This is a genomic window from Terriglobales bacterium (genome assembly GCA_035624455.1).
Lineage (GTDB): Bacteria > Acidobacteriota > Terriglobia > Terriglobales > Acidobacteriaceae > DASPRM01.
Genome location: DASPRM010000054.1, coordinates 1 through 4,381, shown reverse-complemented (window position 1 = coordinate 4,381; position 4,381 = coordinate 1). Strand labels below are relative to the sequence as shown.

The window sequence follows — 4,381 nt, the reverse complement described above, 5'->3', positions numbered from 1 at the left end:
TAGCACGCTGGTTCGATCACCTGCCGTACCAACTCTACGCCACTTACGATTTCTGGCATACCAGCCCAAACTTCTTCCTGATCCGCGTGGGCCTGCTTCTGATCATCTTAGGTGCCAGTTATGCCTGGTGCCAGTGGGGCGGGGGTCAGCGGGGTTTCAGCCCGCTCGTTCAACTGGGCCAGACTTCGTTGCTGGTCTACTGGGTACACATCGAATTGGTTTACGGACGATTCTCGATCCTGCCCAAGCACGGCCAGAACATTGCGGGTGCCTCCTATGGTCTTTTCGTGATCTGCTTGATGATGTTGGCGCTCTCCGTTCTGCGCACGAGGACTAGGGGCCGAGGTGCGGAACTCTGGGGACGGCTTCGCACACGCATGGCGTGAACACTCAATTTGTCGCCTCCAGGTTTTCCTCTCTGACTTTATGTCTCCGTGGCCTCACGTCAATTTCCGCCCTCTCCCGGATGGTCAGAGCTGAATAGGCCCACCGGTTCGCCAGCCTCTGCTCCCGGCGCGTAGTCCAAGACAACACAGTAACCTACCAGTCTGGCGCCCAGCGCGCGGTTATCCCGAATTCGCTTTCCACCTGGCCCACAACGCACAGATTCTTTCGCTGATGCTCCGGTTAACCTGCCGGAGATGGCATTCCATCACCCATAGGGCCCGTTGTAAGCGGTGCGCGACTTTTCCGACATTTACGAGGATCGGTGAAATCCGCATGATGTCGTAGTTCCCGCCCCGCCGCTCGCGGGTAAAACCTTCGCTTGTGCGGAAATCAAGGACGGTGAGGAACAGAACTATTGCATACGCCTTTCGGCAATCAGACCTCATCTTGGTAAGGGGAGATCACCGGGGGCGGATCCGAGGCCGTGGACCCGCCGAAACCAGGTCCCACCGAGGCAACGGCCACAGCAGCCAATGTGCCCATATACAGCGGCACTGGCTGAATTGGCCAGGCGACGAACTGCCCTACCAACTGAATTGCGAAGAAGATCACCGGCGCTGCCGCGAGAAGCCAAAGCAGGGCTCGGTTCAGGAGCTTCTTTACGCTCTGTGCAGAGGACAGTTCTTGACTTGCGAAGCACCACAGTACCAACCCTGCAGGCATGGCCACAACCCAATCGTGCATATAGAGGTGGGGGGAACTCAATATTCCAAACAAGATTGCAATTGCATAGCGCACGTCCCCTGCCAGCCCTGGTAAAGAGCAAGGCTGGAAATGGCTCGCTGACCGCGGATAGCAAACGACAACCACCAGCAGCATGGAAATCACCGTCAGCGCCAACAGAACCGCCCAGGAGGCCGCGCCATTCTCCGTCTTGCATAGCGACCAGACCAGTCCCCGCCAGTTCTGCATAGCCTCCGGATAGAGCGAGAGTGCCGCGCCACCCCGGTTATACTCCCCCAGAAAACGCAAATACGCGGTGAACCAAACCCCAATCCCTGCGATCGAGATACCCAACAAACCCATCAGCGCAATGACGAACGCCAACACCGTCCGCCAGCGCCGCCAGATCACGAACACGAGTACAGGAAATAGGATCAATTGCGGCTTCAAGAGTCCTGCGGACAACCACCAGCCTGCCCTCCATTCATGGCCCGAACGGAGGGCGAGCAGAGCCTGAACAATTGCCAAAGTTGGGAGGATGCCCAATTGGCCGTGAAACAGCGTCAGTTGCAGGGGCATCCAGGCGAAGAAGGTCACGAAAACAGCGATACGTTGCGGCAGGCTAGGAGCAAACCAACGTGCGAGCCGGGTGGCTAACCAGACAGCGATCGCCAAATTTAGCGCTACCCAAATCAGGAAAGCAGTACGGAACGGAAGATAACCCAGAGGTTGGAGCACTTGCGCGACGTATGCAGGATAGATAAAGGGCATGAGCGTGCCCCGATGATAGGGTGAAATAGCTGCGGCCATCAGCGTGCGCTGGACTTGCAGGTCGTAGAGCTTGCCGCCGCTGCCCATTGCGACAGCGCGTGCTCCCACATAAATCCCCAAAAAGTCGCGGGCATAGCCGAACCCCACTACGCTTGTTTGCCGCAGCAAGTAGGCGCCCCAGAACCATGCCGCCAGAGCCAGCAGCAGCGCTTGTGACCCGAAAAACCATCTCTTGAACCACGGCGATGGAAAAGCAGATGAGCCTGGCAGACTCTGCAGTTGTATATCGGAGAGTCGCGGCATAGATTGCTTGATCAGATTGAACTTGACATGTGGTGAAAAACCTGGCCGATCGCGTTCTGTACGAGCCTCAACGCGATTCCCCACTGCTGGCGCGCATGCGCTTCGTCTGAGCCATAGCCGAACAAGTAAAAAGTGAGGTAAAACCCCTGCCGTACATCCTGGCCGTGTTCAAAGCAAGCTCGCCGCACCATGAATTCCGCCTGCGCCGGAATCTCCGGGACACCGCGCAAGAGTTCCGTCAACCGCTTGGCCAGTTTTTCATGAGCGGCAAAGGAAAATCGTCGGTTCCCACCCAGAACCAGGTCCACGTAGGAACCGAATTTTCGCTCGGCCGCGAAAATGTCTTCGTCCGCATCCATCTCGGCGGAGAACCAAGCATCGCACTTGGCGCTTTCCAGTTGACTTGTCGGAGCATTGATGGCGGCAAGAAACTCGCCCAGCTCCGGGACACGCACGACTTCTGCAATTTCAGCCACCAACTCCGGATGCCGCTTGAGATCGTAATGGCGCGGTCCAGCATCGGGCGCGGACCAGGGTAACTGGAGAACGGGATCGTCCCGGCCGAGTTCCACGGCATAGTCAGCCTGCACAAAAGCTCTCCATGGGGATGATTGCCCGTCCTGTACTTCCGGCTACCTCGCGGGCGCTGGCTGCGGAGCCGGAGTCCCGAAATTCACCTTAGGGACTTCGCGCGACCCTTCCGCGGCTTTGAAGTAAGCATCATTGGGTTTGAACCCTGCCCACCCGGCATAGACGTTGTTGGGAAATTTCTGGATATACGTGTTGTAGTCCTGCAGCGTGTCGTTGTAGCGCTTGCGCTCCACTGCAATGCGATTCTCGGTCCCGGCCAACTCGTCCTGCAGGCGCATGAAGTTCTCGTTCGACTTTAGTTGCGGATAATTCTCCACCAGCACCAGGAGTCGGCCGAGGGCGCCATCGAGTTGGTTGTTGGCCGCGATCTTATCTGCCGGCGTCCCGGCTCAGAGTAGAGCGGAACGAGCCTTGGCCATGTCTCCGAAGACGGTCTGCTCCTGGGTCGCGTAGCCCTTCACTGTCTCGACCAGGTTCGGAATGAGATCGGCGCGCCGTTGCAGCACGATGTCCACCTGCGACCATGCCGCTCTTACTGCCTCGTTCTTGGTCACCAGCGTATTGCGCACGCCGACGTATTGCCCGAAGGCAACCAACGCAATCAGCGCGAGGATAATAATCACGATCAAACCTTTACCCATATCGCTCTCCTCAGAGAAGAATTTCCGGTCTCACCACTTGGGGGTGTCCAGCATCTTATCGATTGCCTCGGTCACTTCTTCTACCGCTGCCAGGTAACGCGTGGCTTCCTGTTCAACATCGAACTGTTTCGGTGCGGCCCGGCGTTCCCGGATATCGAGCACGTGCTCGATGGGGGAGGCGTCCAAGGCCAGGCTCGCGGCCAGCACCTTGATGGCCTCCCTCTTCGTCGGCGGCACCGGCAACCCCTGCGCAATCACGGCGTGCCGGAACAGTGTAGCGAACGCCGGCAGCGAACGCAGCAGTAGGTCCCACATCCGCGCCTTGTTCCCGGCGGCCAGCAGCAGCCGCTGGCGCAGCAAGATCAATTTCTCCCGCAGTTCGTACTCCAGCTGCGCGCGGTGGAGGTGCATAGGGATGTCCAGCGTGGCCACCACGTCAGGGCCGAAGAGCACGCGGTGCTGGCGACGAATATCCATCAGTTCGATAACGAACACGTCCGCCGAGTGCAACAGCTCCTCCTGCGTGATGATCAGCGGTGTCGGGTGGCCCTGTTTCGTCCACCATTCCACCGCTGGAGCCAGTGTTTGTAGCTTGGGCAAAGCGGTCTCGTGTACCGTGCACAACAGGTTCAAGTTGGAAAATTCCGGGTCGTAGTCCCCCGTGACCGCCGAGCCGTAGAGGATCACGCTCTGCAGGTTCGTCCCTCCGGCCTGCTGCAGCCGTTTCAGGAATTCATTGAGAAGCTTCTCCGGAACTGCGCTCTCGGTCGCCATTTGAGTGCCTCACTGGTTACCAACTGCCACCTGCGCCACCACCGCCCGTGCTGCCACCGCCGAATCCTCCAAAGCCCCCGCCGCCGCCCCCGAAGCCGCCACCGCCCCCGCCACCGCCGTAGGAGCCGCCACCGCGAGAGCCACCGCCGAACAACAACATGTAGAACAGTAGGTGGCGCAAAGGCGGAACC

4 protein-coding genes and 1 pseudogene are annotated in these 4,381 nt (G+C 58.9%); 1 reads left to right on the top strand and 4 read right to left on the bottom strand.

Features of this window, described 5'->3' with window-relative positions; translation table 11 throughout:
* Positions 1 to 386 (top strand): hypothetical protein (locus VEG30_06185; protein ID HXZ79500.1); only part of this gene is annotated, 386 nt, incomplete at its 5' end.
* Between the two features lie 436 nt (positions 387 to 822).
* Here VEG30_06185 and VEG30_06180 read toward each other — a convergent pair.
* The 4 genes and pseudogenes from VEG30_06180 to VEG30_06165 all read right to left on the bottom strand — a co-directional run bounded on the left by VEG30_06180 (position 823) and on the right by VEG30_06165 (position 4,190).
* Positions 823 to 2,184, bottom strand: coding sequence for a glycosyltransferase family 87 protein (locus VEG30_06180; GenBank protein HXZ79499.1), 1,362 nt, complete (start codon positions 2,182 to 2,184; stop codon positions 823 to 825).
* Between the two features lie 11 nt (positions 2,185 to 2,195).
* Positions 2,196 to 2,774, bottom strand: a complete 579-nt coding sequence (locus tag VEG30_06175) for a hypothetical protein (protein HXZ79498.1) — start codon at positions 2,772 to 2,774, stop codon at positions 2,196 to 2,198.
* A gap of 42 nt (positions 2,775 to 2,816) precedes the next feature.
* Positions 2,817 to 3,416, bottom strand: a pseudogene (locus tag VEG30_06170) (LemA family protein).
* A gap of 30 nt (positions 3,417 to 3,446) precedes the next feature.
* Complete coding sequence (locus VEG30_06165) at positions 3,447 to 4,190, bottom strand: hypothetical protein (protein HXZ79497.1); 744 nt, start codon at positions 4,188 to 4,190, stop codon at positions 3,447 to 3,449.
* Positions 4,191 to 4,381: the final 191 nt, after the last annotated feature.

Bases quoted from the DNA above. Each gene is read 5' to 3' on its own strand.
- VEG30_06180 (HXZ79499.1), bottom strand. From the start codon at position 2,184: ATGCCGCGACTCTCCGATATACAACTGCAGAGTCTGCCAGGCTCATCT.
- VEG30_06165 (HXZ79497.1), bottom strand. From the start codon at position 4,190: ATGGCGACCGAGAGCGCAGTTCCGGAGAAGCTTCTCAATGAATTCCTG.